Below are 14,889 nucleotides of genomic sequence, written 5' to 3'. Positions count from 1 at the left end.
TGCGCGGGACCGCCGTCGTCGGGCCCGGCTCCGTTGCACCTTCCGGAGCTCTCCACCCTGGCATCAGCGCCAGGCGTACACCTGCGCGCCGACGACCAGCACCGTCCACGTCCGCTCCTCGATGTCGGGGCAGGCGATGAGCGAGCTGGATGTGGAGAGCGGCCAGTCACCGCCACCGTCGTAGGGCTGGGAGTACGCGGTCGGTGCGCATCCCTGCGGCGGCACCCAGCCCGAGTCCACGGTCGCCTCGACCTTGATGCCTCGAACCTCGGGGTCTGCGGCCTCGCCGGGCCGCTGCACCACGATCTCGGTGGCCTCACCGATCCATGTCGGGGCCATCCCCGCGGGCACGTCGGCGGCGGTCGCGTATGCCGAGGTCTGCGTCTCGCCCCGGAGCTCGGCCCACCGGCCCCCCCAGCTGCCCCCCGGGGACTGCGCGACGAGCGCCGCTCCGATGCCGAGGACAGCGACGCCGGTCGCGGCCAGCAGCGCCGCCGTCACGGCGAGACGGCGGGGGTGGCGGGTGGGGGTGGGGGTGGGGGTGGGGGTGGGGGTGGGGGTGGTCGTCATGGCTGCTCCTGGTGGACCGGTCGTTGTGATCACGACGCTAGGTCCGCCCTGCCTGGCCAGTCGTCACGCCGAGGTCGGAGGCTCAGTCAGCCCCAGGGAGCAGGTCGGGCCGCGCGGAGTCAGACCGAGCCACGCGAGCGGCTCCGGCTCCGCCGTCCGATCACGCCCGCTCGACGCGGTCCGCCTGCGGTCCTCGGTCGCTCTGACGCACCACGTACCGGACCCGGTCGCCCTCCTGCAGCGGCTCGGTGCCCTTCAGGACCGACACGTGCACGAACAGGTCTGCGCCCCCCGCGTCCGGAGAGATGAAGCCGAACCCGCGCTCGGCGTCGTACCGCGCGACCACGCCCTCGCCGCCACGCACGGGGGCGCTGGACGCCGGCTGGTGCCCCGACCGACCGCGCGGAGACGCTGCGGGCCCACCCCGTGGTGCCGCACCGCGCTGCGGCGCCGAGCCGCGCACCGGCGCCGAGCCGCGTACGAGCCGCAGGTCGCGGGCCTGCGGGCCCTTCTCGCTCACGACGACGTCGTAGGCCACCCGGTCCCCCTCGGACAGCTCGGTGAGCCCACCGGTCAGCGCGCGGACGTGGACGAAGACGTCGTCGCCGCCGGCCTCGGGCGTGATGAACCCGAAACCCTTGTCGGCGTCGTACCAGGACACGGTGCCGTCCGCGCCGTCCGACGCCACGGCCTGCTGGGCGGCCTGGGCCCCGAGGGGCAGCAGGTGGTCCGCCTGCGGACCCTTCTCCCCGTCGACGACCATGAACGCCACCCGCTGCCCGTCGGTGATCACGCCGCCGCCCACGATCGCCGAGCTGTGCACGAAGATCTCCGCACCACCGCCGTCGGGCGTGACGAAGCCGTAGCCCTTGCCGGGCTCGTACCAGGTGACGGTGCCGAGCACGCCCAGCGCTCCGTCCACGGCCTGGTCGCCGGTGACCCGGACCTTGCGTGCCTGCGGGCCGCGGTTGCCCTCGCCCACCTCGAACTCGACCGTCTGCCCCTCGCGGAGCGACTTCATCGCGTCGTCGCTGACGATCTCGGAGGCGTGCACGAACAGGTCCTCGGCCCCGTCCTCGAGGGCGAGGAAGCCGAACCCACGCTCGGCGTCGAACCAGCGGACAGTCCCGTGCGGCACGGTGAACTCCTTGTCAAGACTTCGGTCAGTGAACGTCTAGTGTCCCTGACCGGACCGACCGGTCACGACGCACGGGCCCCCACATCCACGCGACGACGACCACCAGCCCGGCTGCAGGGTCTGCTGCACGAATAGGTGACACCTGGCCTGTGGGGACGTGATCCCCGCTGGAAGGATGTTCCCCGTGCCTCGACCCCACCCCCGGACACCCTGTGCGGTGGCCTCTGTCGTGGACGGATGATCGGCTTCCGCTCTGGTCATGGAAAGATCGATCGGGCTTAGCACCGCTAGGGAAGCCCGACCCTGGCCGAAGGACGCACTCCATGATCTCTCTCGCCGCCGCCTCCGGCATCGCCTTGGTAGAGCTGGGGCTCGCGCTGACGCCTGGGCCGAACATGATGTACCTCGTCTCCCGCAGCATCAGTCAGGGATGGCGTGCCGGGATGATGTCGCTGTCCGGCACCGCGGTCGGCTTCGTCGTCTACATGGTGATGGCGAACCTCGGCCTGGCCGCCGTGTTCCTCGTCGTTCCGTGGCTGTTCATCGCCCTGAAGATCGCTGGCGCGGCCTATCTGCTGTGGCTTGCCTGGAAGACGCTCCGCCCGGGCGGCAGGTCGCTGTTCGAGACCAGCGAGCTGCCTCGCGACTCGTTCGGCAAGCTCTTCCGCATGGGGCTCCTGACGAACCTTCTCAACCCCAAGGTCGCGATCCTCTACCTGGCGCTCATCCCGCAGTTCATCGACCCGGCCGCCGGCAGCGTCATCGCGCAGGGCTTCCAGCTCGGCGGGATCCAGATCTTCGTGGGCGTGGCCGTGAACGGCGCGATCATCCTCGCCGCCGGCTCGGTCGCCACGTTCCTCCAGCGCAAGCCGGCATGGATGAGGTGGCAGAAGTGGGTCACCGGGACCCTCCTCGGCGCGATCGGCGTCAAGCTCGCGATCGACGCCCCGGCTCCCGCCGCCTCTGCCTGAGACCCCCCGGCTCCACATGTGACCCCGGACGACCGTCAGACGCTGGCCGCCCACCCCGACCCCGGGGTGCGGCGCGTCGTCGCGGGGATCTTGCCACTGCTCACTCACGGTGACCTACCGACCGAGCAGATGCTCGCGGTCATCATTGGGCTCACTCTCGACGCCGACGGCGGGGTGCGGGACTACGCGTGCTTCGTCCTTGCACAGCGGTGGAGAGAGGTCGACACCCCCGGGCTCCGCGAGGCATTGGCAGCCCGCCTGGACGACATCGACCGGGACACCCGGTCAGAGGCGTTGGTCGGGTTGGCCTACCAGCCCAGGGCAGAGCGCAGCCGGACTGTCGGGAGACTGGGTCGCCTGGTGACAGGTGTCCGAGGAGGGGATGTCCTCGGTCACGAACGTAGGCCGTTGGCTGCGCTGATCCCCCCTCACGCCCCAACCCCGACAGCCCCCTCGCGAGGCGGTACGGTCGAACCCGTCACCACCAGGGCGCCCACCGCGCCCCGGCGAACGACACGGGTGTTGTCCTGTGGGTTCCACGAGTGAGACCACTCATCACCCGGGCCTCTGGGTGCTCTGGACTTTAACTCTGACCTGCAACGGAGCCCCTGACCTGCGACGTTGAAGTCCCGCCGAGGGAATCGCTGTACGGCGGATCGGGAACGTCGGTGCGCGAGGACCGCAGAACGCGAGGTCGTCGATCTGGAACGTGCGCGGCGGGCGGCCAACGGCAATGGGCTCAGACGCCAAGTAGATGGTGCAGTCACCGACGACGCCTGCTGAGGCTCGCTAGTGTCCTGAGCATGGGGCAGCGGCGCGACTACGCGATCGACAAAGCGGTGACGGACCGGGCCGAGGCCGAGGCCGTCTGTGCCGCGGTGATCGACGTTCTACGACCGGTCATCCGCTCGGCGCGGATCGACGTGTTCACCGACTCCCCCGAGAAGATGCCGGACGATGTGCGTCGGGCCGAGGCTCACCTGGCGGCGGCGGGTAGGGACCGCAAGAGACGCGGGTCCGACGGTCGAATGGGGCTCGTGGTGAGACGCGGTGATCCGGAGTGGAGCGCAGTGGAGAGCTACGCAGCCTGGTCGATCAACGCGGAGCTGACCGGGGCAGACGACCAGGACCTGGCGACATTCCACGACTGCGGCTACTCCGTTGTCGCCGCGTTGACCGACGACGAGGTCGCCGCCCTACGACTCCGCCTGGCACCGATTGCTCCAGTGAACCTGCTCAGCGACATTCACGACCGTCGTCGTTCGGAGAAGCGGGCCGTACGGCACTCCCGTGCACGCGCGTGGTTAGGGCGCTGAACGGTCCGGTAGAGACGGAGAGCGCCAGCTGCCGCGCACGGATGCGTGCGCCCTTGGTCAGCCGAAGTCGGCGGCTGACGGGCCCTGGCCTGCCAGGATGGATGCATGGCGATGCCAGACCAAGAGGGTGATGTCGACTACCTGCAGCGAGTGGAACGACTGGCTCACGCCGTAGTCGACCACGCTCAGGACGAGCCGTGGTTTGCCTATGGAGAGGATGGTCAGGCCGCCGAGCGATCACTGGAGCGCGCCATCAACGACCTCGCTTCCCACCTTCGACACACGCACCACGATGGCGATGGTTGCCTCAGTGAATGACGCGGTGTCCGCTCATGCCGAGGTCCGCGCATCTGCCGATGGGTGGACGAACAGGGCGCCCAGCTGCCGGCCCGAGCCACTCGCAACGCCGGGCACGCGCTCTCGCAGGCGATGCGGCCTTCCACTCGAGGGCGTCCCGGTGACCTCGACGGCTCGGTCTTCGGGGCAGGGCGACGCTAAGGCGAGGTGACGCCATGGCCGCGGCCCCTTGCCTGCCGTGGCGAGATCACCGGGCACACTCGTGGCATGGGTGTCGTCGAGCTACTGCTGGCCGGTCGCGCGGACACCGCTAGGTTCGATGAAGCTGTCGATGCTGCCGACGCGTCTGATGTCGCGGGGACGCTGACGCTGGCCGCCCACCCAGACCCCGGGGTGCGGCGCGTCGTCGCGGGGACCTTGCCACTGCTCACCCACGGCGACCCACCGACCGAACAGATGGTCGCGGTCATCATTGGGCTCACTCTTGACGCCGACCGCGGGGTGCGGGACTACGCGTGCTTCGTCCTTGCAGAGCAGTGGAGAGAGGTCGACACCCCCGCGCTCCGCGAGGCCTTGGCGGCCCGCCTGGACGACATCGACCGGGGGACCCGCTCAGAGGCGTTGGTTGGGTTGGCCTACCGTCGCGATCCCCGCGCGCTGGCCCGTGTCCGCGACGCGTTGTCGCGACCTCGTGGTGACGTGTGGCGCCTCGAGATGGTCGCGGCGGGGGCGCTGTCGGACCCGCAGCTGCACGACCTCGTCCAGCGACACCAGGACGGGTGGGCTACCACGGAGGACACCCAGACCGCTGACGCCGTCAGGCGACTGACCGACCCGACCGGTCCGGGGCCGGACCTTCTCGACGGCATGGCCAAGCTGTGCCGGAGTCGCGCACGCGGCTGGCCCGACGGCGATGCGCTGGGCGCTTGGGACCTGGTGGCAGAGATGCTGGAGATCGCGCCCTACCGCGCCAGGGAGTTCTTCGACGGCGTGCTCGCTCGTGTGGCTGGCGACGACGCAGCCGAGCAAGAGCTGCGCGAACACTCTGCACTCGCGCACCTCACGGGGGACAACGGAAGTCCTCGCGCCTGAAGACGAAGCGCCGGCGAACGACACGGTTGCTGTCCCGTGGGTTCCACGAGTTGACCCACGCACCACCCACGGACCAGCACCGCCACGGTGGCGCGTGGGACTGGTACTGGCAGGCACCGGCCATCGGGGGCGGGCCATCAGGCACTACTCCACCGAAGCAAGCACCACGACCTCCGCAGCTGAGGCGTCCGCATCGGGCAGGCAACGGCTCGCCAGGTCGGGGTAGCCCGACTCGAAGGCGACGAAGCCCCCACCTCCGGAGATCGGCGCGCCGACTTCCAGGACCGTGCCCTGCGCCGTGCGGACCTGTCCGTCGCTGGTCAAGTCGAACCCCTGGGGCCAGATCGCCACCGTGACCTGCCCTTCCGCGCCGGCCAGCCCGAAACAGCCCTGGTCGTTCAGGCCGAGGTCGCCCTCGATCGCAGCGTCCCCGCCGCTGTCGCTGACGGTCTGCACGAGCAGCGTCCGGTTGCCCTCGGTCAACGCGCGCGTCTCTGCCGCTGCGCACCCAGCAAGGGCAAGCAGGGCCACGACGGCCAAGACAGGTCGGGCACCCCGCACAGTCCACACCTCAGCTCGTCTTGACGGTGACACCGAGCGTGCTCGCGGCACTTCTCAGCGGCGTGAAGACGTCCCGGCGCGCTCCAGAAAGCGTGATGTAGCCGCTGTGAATGCCGTACCCGGCGTTTCCGTAGTACCACGGCCCTCCACTGTCGCCTGGCGCCGCCTGCCTCAGCAGAACCGACGTCAGACCGCAGTACTGGCCCCGGCACTGGTTGAGGGTAGAGACACGGTCGCACGACCCGCCGGTCTTCCTGCCGTACTTGCACACCGTCGTGCCCGATGTCGGGTTGTGGTACGAGGTGATTGTCTTCAAAGTTGTCGTTCCGACGTAGAACTTCGCAGCAGTCGTGCCGCCGCCGCTGTGCCACTGCACATCTCGGGTGGAGGACCCACCCCGATAGGTCAACGCCTTGCTCCCGTAAGACAACGAATTCGAACAATGCGCCGCGGTCATCAGTCCCTGCGAGTAGCTCGCCGAACCCACTGAGAAGCCCGCGGTGCAGTAGCCACCCGAGGAGGTTGTCAGCTTCGCACCGCCGTACAGGGCGTCGAACCCTCCAGCGTCCGCCTTCACGGCGGTGACCTCAACGGCGATGCCTTCAAGGTCTGACCTGGCGGTGTCCGCGCGGTGGTCCTCGACGCTGCTCGCGACGGCGAGCGACTCCGTGCGCACTGCAGCAGCAGGGGTTCCTGCCTCGACCTCGGTCACCACAGCGATGCGACCCAGGTTGGTGTCGATGGACGTCGAGACGTCAGCGACTCCCTCGAGCGCTCGTGTGCTGTGGTGGATCTCCTCACCCATCGCCCGGATGTCCACCTCGGTCCACCCGGCGTCCTGGCGGACCTCGACATCTGCGGGCAGCTTCGTCAGGACGTCCAGTGCGCCCTGCGGCGCCTTTCCGGCGAAAGACACCCAGACGCCAGAGTCTTCGATCGCTGACCCCGAGTACGCCTCGGGAAAGCCTTCCTGGATCGTGGTGACCGCATCGGCGAAGAGGTGCTGCCACAAGAGCGGGTCATCCGCCGCGATGGGTTGGTCTCCGCGGACTGTCTTGATGTCCGCGAGCAGGGCGGCCGACGGTCGAACCAGGGAACCTTCACCCCGGACCACCAGAGAGTTCCCGTCGCCTGTCGACCCTGACTCTTGCGGGCCGGCAGCGCCAGCTGCCGTGGGCAAAGCTGACGCTGCTATGAGAATGACAAGTGCCGTGGTGATACGACGAAACCCATGCATGGAAGCCCCCTGCGTCCAGATCTACTGTGATGTAGGGCACAACGTAGGCCTCCGCAAGGTGGCCGTCAATGGCCCATGCGGGTCTACCTTTCACCCGCTCGCATCATTGACCCCGATGCCATCTCGACCCTCACCGGGCCAATCTGCGACATGCGCACTACGACCACGCCCGCACCCCACAAGTCCGCCTCCACCTCTCGACCCTCCAATGCTGCGCGGCGCTGCCAGGCCATGACCAAGGCCGCCGGCGCGACCGTGGCCCTGGCGATGCTCGCCACCCTCACCGTCCCGTTCATCCCGGGCCGCCGCAGGTCGGCCTCCGGTCAGCGCCGCCAGGTCGTCGAGCGTCTCGCGGCGTCGAAGATGCGCTTGACCGCGTGCTGGTCCAGAACCTCCGGCTGACGGGCGAGCACTTCGCCAATGCGCGGCGGTACACGGCGTGCACGCCCTGCGGCGCGGTCTCGATGACGACGTCCTGCGCACCGAGGGCACCACCACACCGGCGGCGGCCAGCGCGACACCGGAAGCCGCCGTGAGGAGCTTCGCAGCGCGCTGCGCCTCGTGGCGGAAGTTGCGCAGGTACGGCTGGCGCTGGCGTTGATCATGAACCAGCTGGCCACCCGGAGCACCGAGCTCCTCACCTACCTCCCGCGCAAGAACACCCCCGGATCAGACAAGGCCGCATGCTCCATGCACGGTGTCATCGGGCGGTTCCTCAAGACCCTGGGGATCCTCGGTGAGGACCTCACCGCCAGCTGCGCCTACACCGCGGGCCTGCGTCGCGTGCTCGAGCGCGGCAGCGTCGCCGAAGCGCTCCTGGCCGCCGGCTACACCCGCGGCGAGGAGGCCACCCTCCTCAAGCTCCTCGGCCTGACCCGTCAGTCCGCCGCCGCGCCCACGGCCGCCCCGATCCAGCACCGCAACGGGTTCTGAGCCCTCCGCTCACCCAGCTACCCCGACGAAGCCCCGTCAGCACCGGACAACCGGTACGGCGGGGCTTCGTCGCGTCCGGATGACGTCGCGAACTACACGGTGATTATCCCGAGGGTTCCACCGACCCCACCGCCGCACCCCCGGCCCCTCACGCCCCAACCCCGACAGCCCCCTGACAAGGCGGTACGGTCGATCCCGTCACCACCAGGGCGCCCACCACGCCCCGGCGAACGACACGGGTGTTGTCCTGTGGGTTCCACGAGTTAGACCACTCACCACCCGGGCCTCTAGCTCAATTGGCAGAGCTGCGGACTTTTAATCCGTAGGTTGTCGGTTCGAACCCGACGGGGCCCACCCGAACCGGCCCACCGACGCCCGGCTAGTGCACCCTCCGCGCCGCGAACAGCACGTGCGTGTCCGGCCAGGGCACCGGCTCCCCCGTCGCCGCGTCGGTCAGGCGGGTACGCACCTCGAGCCGGTTCTCGACGAGCCACTCGTTGCGCCACGGGCCGCTGCCGGGGTCGAGGGTGAAGCCGACCTCCTCGAGCAGCTCGACCCACGCGTCGTAGCTCATGTCGCAGAAGCGCTCGTGGCACTCGGAGAGGTAGTTGTCGAGGTAGTCGCGGGTGTAGAGGAACTCCATCGCGTGCCGCAGCGGCAGCTCGGCGACGCCGTCCGCGACCCACCGCAGGTCGCACCGGCCGCCGGACAGCGCGGGGAAGTCGCGCGCGAACTGCTCGAGACGCTGGGCCGGCGCCAACCCCTCGAGGAAGGCTGCGACCTCCTCGGACAGCAGCCTTTCGAGGTCGACGGCCTCCTCCGTCGCCGCGCCCCCGAGGTGCAGGTGCACCAGCCGGTCGCCGTCCTGGGGCCCGAGCACGTCCGAGTTGATCCAGACCCCGCCGGGGGCCGTGTGCTCGAAGATCCGCCGGGCGAGCAGACGCAGGTCCGCGACGCCGTCGCCGTAGCTGGAGATCTCATGGGTGAGGGCGATCGTCGTCGTCGTGGTGACCGAGCCCGGGGAGAACACCGGGGCGTGCAACAGGTTCCGCTGGGCGAAGAACACGTTGGGGTGGCCGAAGACGCCCTGCGCCCTGCGGTGCTCGGCCTCGGCCACCAGGTGCCGCGAGACGTCGACCCCGTAGAGGTCGGAGTCGGCCAGGCGCGGGTCCCGGGCAGCCCGCTCGAGCAGCCCGCCTGCGGCGCACCCCAGGTCTACCACCCGGCCGGGTCGGACGAAGGGCCCCACCTGCTCCCACTTGCGGTCGGAGGCGTCGTCGAAGGCGGCCGTGTAGGTGCGGTAGTCCCGGGTCTCGGTCAGATCCCCCTCGCTCGAGACGGTCGGGTCCTCGTGCACGTCACGGACGTAGCTGGCCAGGCCGTACCTGTCGTACACCTCGGCGGCTGCGGGGTGCACCAGCTCACGCCACCGCTCGTCCTGCGCGACGAGCATCTCCAGGACGTCCCAGGGGCGCGCCGGCTGCGGGTCGCGGTCGTCCTCCACGGGCAGGACGACGAACCCTGCCGCCTCGTACAGGGCGGTCACCTCGGGGGTCGAGCAGGCGACGACGGTCGACTCGGGAGTCAGCTCGAGGCCCAGGGTCAGACCCACGCTCGCCAGCACGGTGGTCGCGAACCTGTCGCTGGGGGCGACGTCCGCCACGGGGGCCACGAGACTGGGCAGCCCGGTGGCTGCGGCGACCCGCTCGATGATGGCCTCGCGTCGGTGCGCGGGCAGCGGGTTGCGCCGGGTGCCGTGGTGGGTCGCCGAGGTCACGGCCCAGATCACCGAGGCCGCGGGCGCGGCGCCCGTCGCGAGGATCTCGGCGAGCCTCTCGACCTGGAAGCGGGTCACCAGGTGGTGGCGGCCGGGGAACAGCACGTACGTCGGTGGCATGGGCCCCATCGTGCCGTCACGGCTCGACGAGCCGCAGGTGCCGCTCCGAGGCCGCCCGGTGGACGGTCTGCCCGAGCGTGCGAGCACGGCGGGAACGGGCCAGCACTGTTTCCAAGGTCGCAATATTTGCCATGTCGGCAACTACCTGCCATAGTTGCCGACATGGAAAACAACACCACCGCACCTGACGTTGCCGAGGCCCGCGAGGCCCTGGCCGCCATCACGACCGCCCAGCAGGCCGTGCGCAACACTCCTTGGCCGACCTGGATCTACCCGGTCAACGCCGCGCTCCTCGCTGCGCTCGCGCTCACCGCGCTGCTCAGCGAGGACCGGCACACCATCACTCTCGCCGTCATGTTCATGGTGGTGGGGATCAACATGACGGCCGGGTACCGCTCGGGAACCCCGTCCGCCGTACCCACCAGCCGGGGCTTCCTGGCTGCGGCTGCCGTCGCGATGCTCGCCGCCGGCACCGCCGTCCTTCTGCCCACGGTCTCGGGCCCGACCTGGCTGATCGTCGTCCTGGCCGTCGTCGCGGCGGCCAGCTACCTGCTCGGCGGGGTCGCGCACCGCCGGTCCACCCGGCGCACACCGTGACCGCGGCGCTCGACCCCGTCATCCACCCGACGCATCGGCTACGCATCTGCGCGATGCTCGTCACGGGGACCACGATGGAGCTGTCGGCCATCAAGGACCAGCTCGACCTGAGCCCGTCGGCGCTGAGCAAGCAGGTCGCCGCCCTGGTCGATGCGGGATACGTCAAGCAGGAACGGCTCGGCGTCGACTCGCGCCGGGTATGGCTCTCGTTGACTCGCCAAGGCATGAAGGCGTATCGCAGCCATGTCGCGGCACTGCGGGAGATCGTCGCGGACGCCCCGGACCCCGACCAGTAGTCGCACCCCGGCCGCGAGGTGCGTCGCGCACGCGCTCGACGAAACCTCATCCTCGCCTTCTCACGTGCCGAGAAGGACAATGGGCGGACGTACTGCCCGGCTGTGCCTGTTTCCTGACGGGGGACCGTGGTGGCTGACCCACAGCGAGGACCAGGGCCTGTGGTGGGCGCGACGTCGACGTCGCCCGACCACCCCGTCGGCGCGCCCGACGCCCTGGACGACAACCCCGTGGACCGCCTGGTCGCGCGCGCCTCGCGGGTCTCCCCGGTGGTCTCGGTCACGGCCCTGGCGCTGATGCTCGTCGTGATCTGGGTCGCCGTGTACGTCTCGGGCGGGACGCAGCGCGCCCTCCCGCACCTGTTCTACATCCCGATCATCCTCGGCGCGCTGGCCTTCGGCTGGCGCGGGTCCTTCCTCACCGCGATCGCGGCCTCGGTGCTGTGCGGCCCGGTCATGCCCCTCAACAGCGTGACCGGTGAGGCCCAGCAGGTCGTCAGCTGGGTGACGCGGTCGGTGATGTTCGTGGTCATCGGCGTCGTCATCGCCGCGGTGCTCTCGGCACGCCAGCACCTCCTCGAGCAGCAGCTCGAGCGCGAGGTGCGCACGGCGATCGCCCGCTCGACCCACGGCGCACGGCACGTCGACCACGAGGCCGCCGCCCGCGTGGCCGACGTGCTCGAGCGACGTGCCTTCCACCCCGTCTACCAACCGGTCTTCTCCCTGCGGACCGGTCGCCTGCTCGGCGTCGAGGCCCTGACCCGGTTCGACGCCGAACCCGCCCGCACCCCGGACGTGTGGTTCGAGGCAGCGGCCTCGGTGGGCCTGGGCCCCGACCTCGAGATCGCCGCGATCGAGGCAGCCCTGGGGCCCGAGGGCCTCGGCGGGGCGCAGGTCGACGTCTCGGTCAACGTCTCCCCCGCGACCCTCGCCGACCCGCGGCTGCTCGAGCTGGTCCGCGGCCGTCCCGACAGTCCCCTGACGATCGAGATCACCGAGCACGCGGCGATCGAGGACTACCACGTGCTCAAGGCCAACCTCGCGCCGCTGCGGGCCACCGGCGTCCGGGTGGCGGTCGACGACGCGGGGGCGGGCTTCTCGAGCCTGCAGCACATCGTCCAGCTCGCCCCGGACGTCATCAAGCTCGACATGTCCCTCACCCAGGGGGTCGACGCCAGCCCCCTGCGCCGCGCCCTGGCCGGAGCACTCATCGACTTCGCCGAGCGCACCGGTGCACAGCTCGTGGTCGAGGGCATCGAGACCGACACCGACCTCGCGGCGTGGTCGGCCCTCGGCGCCCACGCCGTCCAGGGGTACCTCGTGGGACGCCCGGGCGCCCTGCCCGCCCCGCCGTCGAGCCCTCGCATCGCGTCGATGCTCGCCCTGCGCTGAGCGCCTGCGCGGACGACCGAGCGCCCCTGGTCGGACCGGGGAAGACCGCGAGCCGCCAGATCGCTTATCGTGTGCTGCCATGGACCTACCCGGCTCACCACGTGAGCCACTCGGACCCTGCTCCCGGTCGGTGATCGACCGGTGAGCCCCGAGTGGCTGCTCCTGATCCTCGTCGTCGTGCTCATCGCGGCCAACGGTCTGTTCGTCGCCGCGGAGTTCGCCCTCGTCACGGTCGACCGTCCCACGATCTCCAAGCTCGCCGACGCCGGCGACAAGCGGGCCACCTCGGTGCGCACCGCCCTGCGGTCCCTGTCGACCCAGCTCTCGGGCGCCCAGCTCGGCATCACCGTGACCAGCCTGATCGTGGGCTTCATCGCCGAGCCCTCGATCGCCACCATCCTGCGCGGCCCCCTCGAGAGCTGGGGGATGCCGGACGGCACCGCTGCTGCCGTGGCACTGACCGCAGGCTTCCTCATCGCGACCTCGACCCAGATGGTCTTCGGCGAGCTGGTGCCCAAGAACTGGGCCATCGCCGAGCCTGTCCGGGTGGGCCGCGCCGTCGCTGGCGCCCAGCGGGCCTTCACCTGGGTGGCCGGGCCGCTGATCCGCTTCCTGAACGGCAGCGCCAACAACATCGTCCGTCGCCTGGGCATGGAGCCGCAGGAGGAGCTGGCCTCGGCCCGCTCGGCCCAGGAGCTCGGCGCCCTCGCCAGCCGCTCAGCGATCGAGGGCAAGCTCGACGCCGAGGTCGCCCGCCGCGTGACCCACACGGCCGAGCTGACCGAGCGCACCGCGGCCGACGCGATGACCCCGCGCCCCCGGGTCCGCTTCCTCGACGCGACCGACCCCGTCAACGACGTGCTGACCCTCACGGCCCGCACCGGCCACGCGCGGTTCCCCGTGCTGGGCGAGGACGTCGACGACGTCGTCGGGGTGGTGCACTTCAAGCACGCCCTGGCCATCCCGGCCCTCGAGCGCGCGAGCCGCACCATCGGGGAGATCGCCCAGCCCGTCTCCGCGGTGCCCTCCGCGATGCCGCTGGACTCGGTGCTCGGCGTCCTGCGCGACGGGCTGCAGCTCGCGATGGTCGTCGACGAGTACGGCGGCACCGACGGCGTCATCACCCTCGAGGACCTCGTCGAGGAGATCGTCGGGGAGATCGAGGACGAGCAGGACCGCCCCATCGGCCGGCACCGGCAGGTCGGCCCCGACGCGTGGTCCCTCTCGGGACTGCTGCGCCCGGACGAGGCCGGCGAGATCACCGGCGTCGACGTGCCCGAGGGCGAGGAGTCCGACACCCTGGGCGGCCTCATCACCGAGCACCTCGAGCGCTTCCCCGCGGTCGACGACGAGGTGGTCCTCGAGGGCCGCGACTCCCGTCTGCTGGACGACGTGGGGCTGCCCACCCCGACCCAGGTGCGGCTGCGGGTCACCCGCCTCGACGGACGCCGCGTGGACCGTGTGCTGATGACCGTCGAGCCCATCACCGACGAGCACGACGAGGAGGACACCGATGGCTGACCTCCCCGCCCTCGGCATCGGCCTGGCCCTGCTGCTCGGCAACGCGTTCTTCGTCGGCGCCGAGTTCGCCCTGATCTCGGCCCGCCGCACCCAGATCGAGCCCCGGGCCTCCGAGGGCTCGGCCATGGCACGGATCACCCTGCGCGCCATGGAGCGGGTCTCGCTGATGATGGCCGGCGCCCAGCTCGGCATCACCATGTGCTCCCTGGGCCTCGGCGCCATCGCCGAGCCCGCGCTCGCCCACCTGCTCGAGGTCCCGCTCGCGGCCGTGGGAGTCTCCGGGCCGCTGCTGCACGGCATCGCCTTCACGATCGCCCTGGCCGTCGTGGTGTTCCTGCACATGGTCCTGGGCGAGATGGTGCCCAAGAACATCGCGATCGCCGGGCCCGAGCGCTCCGCGATCCTCATGGGCCCGCCGCTCTACCTCGTCGTGCTGATCCTCAAGCCGCTGATCGTCACCCTCAACTGGACGGCCAACATCGTCCTCAAGTCCCTGCGCGTGACCCCGCGCGAGGAGGTGGCCTCGACCTTCACCGCGGACGAGGTCGCCGGGTTCATCGCCGAGTCACGCCAGCAGGGGCTGCTCGAGGAGGCTGAGCACGACCTGCTCGCCGGGGCCCTGAGCATGGGCATCGAGCAGATCCACGCGGTCGCGGTCCCCCTCTCCGAGCTCGTGGTGCTGCCCGCTGGCGCGACCCCGGCCCAGGCCGAGGCCGAGTGCGTGCGCACCGGGTTCTCGCGCTTCCCGATCCGTGGGCCCGAGGGGGACATGGTCGGCTACGTGCACCTCAAGGACCTGCTCATGGCCCCGGCGCACACCCTCGCCCAGCCGATCCGGCCCCGGCTGATCCGCCCCCTGGTCGAGGTCGACGGCGAGACCACCCTCGACGCGGCGCTCACCGCGATGCAGGCTCGCGGCACCCACGTAGCCCTCGTCACCACCCAGGGCGAGCCGCACGGCATCGCGATGCTCGAGGACGTCGTCGAGAGGCTCGTCGGCGAGGTCGTGGACGCGGCCCAGCGCCCGAAGGACTGACCGCCCGGTCCGCGCCCTCGCGTGGCAGGCCGGACCCT

At 70.7% G+C, this 14,889-nt stretch carries 16 protein-coding genes and 1 tRNA gene; 12 read left to right on the top strand and 5 right to left on the bottom strand.

The features are described 5' to 3' along the window. Positions 1-63 precede the first annotated feature (63 nt). Together J4G33_RS15405 and J4G33_RS17880 are read right to left on the bottom strand one after the other, a co-directional pair. Positions 64-570: a hypothetical protein gene (locus J4G33_RS15405; RefSeq protein WP_208056869.1), complete on the bottom strand. Its 507-nt coding sequence runs from the start codon at positions 568-570 to the stop codon at positions 64-66. A 160-nt stretch (positions 571-730) separates the two neighbouring features. Further along, the gene (locus tag J4G33_RS17880) at positions 731-1,708 is read right to left on the bottom strand and encodes a cold-shock protein (protein ID WP_208056868.1); all 978 of its coding nucleotides are present in this window, start codon (positions 1,706-1,708) and stop codon (positions 731-733) included. 323 nt (positions 1,709-2,031) lie between these two features. Here J4G33_RS17880 and J4G33_RS15395 point away from each other — a divergent pair, with 323 nt between their 5' ends. From J4G33_RS15395 to J4G33_RS15380, 4 genes are all read left to right on the top strand, one after another. Next, entirely contained in the window at positions 2,032-2,679 is a 648-nt protein-coding gene (locus J4G33_RS15395; protein WP_208056867.1) for a LysE family translocator, read from the top strand. An 803-nt stretch (positions 2,680-3,482) separates the two neighbouring features. Beyond that, positions 3,483-3,995: a hypothetical protein gene (locus J4G33_RS15390; RefSeq protein WP_208056866.1), complete on the top strand. Its 513-nt coding sequence runs from the start codon at positions 3,483-3,485 to the stop codon at positions 3,993-3,995. 105 nt (positions 3,996-4,100) lie between these two features. Continuing rightward, the gene (locus J4G33_RS15385) at positions 4,101-4,313 is read left to right on the top strand and encodes a hypothetical protein (RefSeq protein ID WP_208056865.1); all 213 of its coding nucleotides are present in this window, start codon (positions 4,101-4,103) and stop codon (positions 4,311-4,313) included. 246 nt (positions 4,314-4,559) lie between these two features. Next, entirely contained in the window at positions 4,560-5,384 is an 825-nt protein-coding gene (locus J4G33_RS15380) for a hypothetical protein (RefSeq protein ID WP_208056864.1), read from the top strand. Between the two features lie 144 nt (positions 5,385-5,528). Here the strand turns inward: J4G33_RS15380 and J4G33_RS15375 are convergent, their stop codons facing one another. Together J4G33_RS15375 and J4G33_RS15370 are read right to left on the bottom strand one after the other, a co-directional pair. Beyond that, entirely contained in the window at positions 5,529-5,867 is a 339-nt protein-coding gene (locus tag J4G33_RS15375) for a hypothetical protein (protein WP_208056863.1), read from the bottom strand. Between the two features lie 88 nt (positions 5,868-5,955). Further along, the gene (locus J4G33_RS15370; RefSeq protein WP_208056862.1) at positions 5,956-6,957 is read right to left on the bottom strand and encodes a S1 family peptidase; all 1,002 of its coding nucleotides are present in this window, start codon (positions 6,955-6,957) and stop codon (positions 5,956-5,958) included. Positions 6,958-7,257: 300 nt separating this feature from the next. On the opposite strand from J4G33_RS15370, the gene J4G33_RS15365 reads away from it, so the two are divergent. The 3 genes from J4G33_RS15365 to J4G33_RS15355 all read left to right on the top strand — a co-directional run bounded on the left by J4G33_RS15365 (position 7,258) and on the right by J4G33_RS15355 (position 8,469). Continuing rightward, the gene (locus tag J4G33_RS15365) at positions 7,258-7,584 is read left to right on the top strand and encodes a hypothetical protein (protein ID WP_208056861.1); all 327 of its coding nucleotides are present in this window, start codon (positions 7,258-7,260) and stop codon (positions 7,582-7,584) included. A 201-nt stretch (positions 7,585-7,785) separates the two neighbouring features. Continuing rightward, positions 7,786-8,115: a hypothetical protein gene (locus J4G33_RS15360; protein ID WP_208056860.1), complete on the top strand. Its 330-nt coding sequence runs from the start codon at positions 7,786-7,788 to the stop codon at positions 8,113-8,115. Between the two features lie 281 nt (positions 8,116-8,396). Further along, positions 8,397-8,469: transfer RNA gene (locus J4G33_RS15355), tRNA-Lys, on the top strand. 25 nt (positions 8,470-8,494) lie between these two features. Here the strand turns inward: J4G33_RS15355 and J4G33_RS15350 are convergent. Further along, positions 8,495-10,012, bottom strand: coding sequence for a methyltransferase domain-containing protein (locus tag J4G33_RS15350; protein WP_243759210.1), 1,518 nt, complete (start codon positions 10,010-10,012; stop codon positions 8,495-8,497). 162 nt (positions 10,013-10,174) lie between these two features. Here J4G33_RS15350 and J4G33_RS15345 point away from each other — a divergent pair, with 162 nt between their 5' ends. From J4G33_RS15345 to J4G33_RS15325, 5 genes are all read left to right on the top strand, one after another. Continuing rightward, on the top strand, positions 10,175-10,609 hold the full coding sequence (locus tag J4G33_RS15345; protein WP_208056858.1) for a hypothetical protein: 435 nt from the start codon (positions 10,175-10,177) through the stop codon (positions 10,607-10,609). Continuing rightward, positions 10,606-10,905, top strand: coding sequence for a transcriptional regulator (locus J4G33_RS17565; RefSeq protein ID WP_307793948.1), 300 nt, complete (start codon positions 10,606-10,608; stop codon positions 10,903-10,905). Before J4G33_RS15345 ends, J4G33_RS17565 begins: the two co-directional genes overlap by 4 nt. Before the next feature lie 159 nt (positions 10,906-11,064). Continuing rightward, positions 11,065-12,294 carry an EAL domain-containing protein gene (locus J4G33_RS15335; RefSeq protein ID WP_208056857.1) on the top strand — a complete coding sequence of 410 codons (1,230 nt, stop codon included), beginning with the start codon at positions 11,065-11,067 and terminating at the stop codon, positions 12,292-12,294. A gap of 141 nt (positions 12,295-12,435) precedes the next feature. Then, on the top strand, positions 12,436-13,815 hold the full coding sequence (locus tag J4G33_RS15330) for a hemolysin family protein (protein WP_208056856.1): 1,380 nt from the start codon (positions 12,436-12,438) through the stop codon (positions 13,813-13,815). Continuing rightward, entirely contained in the window at positions 13,808-14,851 is a 1,044-nt protein-coding gene (locus tag J4G33_RS15325; protein WP_208056855.1) for a hemolysin family protein, read from the top strand. Before J4G33_RS15330 ends, J4G33_RS15325 begins: the two co-directional genes overlap by 8 nt. Positions 14,852-14,889 lie beyond the last annotated feature (38 nt).

The organism is Actinotalea soli (genome assembly GCF_017565425.1).
Classification (GTDB): Bacteria; Actinomycetota; Actinomycetes; order Actinomycetales; family Cellulomonadaceae; genus Actinotalea; species Actinotalea soli.
The sequence above is the reverse complement of the archived record's forward strand: the minus strand, read 5'-3'. Positions and strand labels throughout refer to the sequence as shown.

Excerpts from the sequence above, each read along its gene's own strand:
- J4G33_RS15405 (WP_208056869.1), bottom strand. The coding sequence starts at position 570 with ATGACGACCACCCCCACCCCCACCCCCACCCCCACCCCCACCCCCACC.
- J4G33_RS15395 (WP_208056867.1), top strand. The coding sequence starts at position 2,032 with ATGATCTCTCTCGCCGCCGCCTCCGGCATCGCCTTGGTAGAGCTGGGG.
- J4G33_RS15390 (WP_208056866.1), top strand. The coding sequence starts at position 3,483 with ATGGGGCAGCGGCGCGACTACGCGATCGACAAAGCGGTGACGGACCGG.
- J4G33_RS15385 (WP_208056865.1), top strand. The coding sequence starts at position 4,101 with ATGGCGATGCCAGACCAAGAGGGTGATGTCGACTACCTGCAGCGAGTG.
- J4G33_RS15380 (WP_208056864.1), top strand. The coding sequence starts at position 4,560 with ATGGGTGTCGTCGAGCTACTGCTGGCCGGTCGCGCGGACACCGCTAGG.
- J4G33_RS15365 (WP_208056861.1), top strand. The coding sequence starts at position 7,258 with ATGCGGGTCTACCTTTCACCCGCTCGCATCATTGACCCCGATGCCATC.
- J4G33_RS15360 (WP_208056860.1), top strand. The coding sequence starts at position 7,786 with ATGAACCAGCTGGCCACCCGGAGCACCGAGCTCCTCACCTACCTCCCG.
- J4G33_RS15350 (WP_243759210.1), bottom strand. The coding sequence starts at position 10,012 with ATGCCACCGACGTACGTGCTGTTCCCCGGCCGCCACCACCTGGTGACC.
- J4G33_RS15345 (WP_208056858.1), top strand. The coding sequence starts at position 10,175 with ATGGAAAACAACACCACCGCACCTGACGTTGCCGAGGCCCGCGAGGCC.
- J4G33_RS15325 (WP_208056855.1), top strand. The coding sequence starts at position 13,808 with ATGGCTGACCTCCCCGCCCTCGGCATCGGCCTGGCCCTGCTGCTCGGC.